Annotated in this window: 1 pseudogene; it reads right to left on the bottom strand. The window is 64.4% G+C overall.

Going from position 1 to position 281, the window contains the following annotated elements:
* Positions 1-281, bottom strand: a pseudogene (locus AF337_RS11945) (polyhydroxyalkanoate depolymerase); the annotation flags it as partial.

The raw sequence follows: 281 nt of genomic DNA, 5'->3' as shown, positions 1-281 counted from the left end.
GCCAGCGCCTGTACGCAGGGTTGGCAGACGGCGAGGATATGAGCACCCGGACCGATCTCCTCCAGGAAGCGGATGATATAGTCCACATAATCGTCCATGCCGAAACGCCCTGCCGACAGCGGCACGTCGCGGGCATTGGCCCAGTCGGTGATATAAACGTCGTGATCGCGCAGCAGGGTCTGCACGGTGCCGCGCAGGAGTGTGGCGAAATGACCGGACAGCGGTGCGACGACCAGCACCCGCGGTCGCGGCGCGTCTGTTTCCGCTGCAAAGCGCAGCAG

Origin of the sequence: Rhizobium ecuadorense, assembly GCF_001187535.1 — a bacterium.
GTDB lineage: Bacteria > Pseudomonadota > Alphaproteobacteria > Rhizobiales > Rhizobiaceae > Rhizobium > Rhizobium ecuadorense.
The sequence above is the reverse complement of the archived record's forward strand: the minus strand, read 5'-3'. Positions and strand labels throughout refer to the sequence as shown.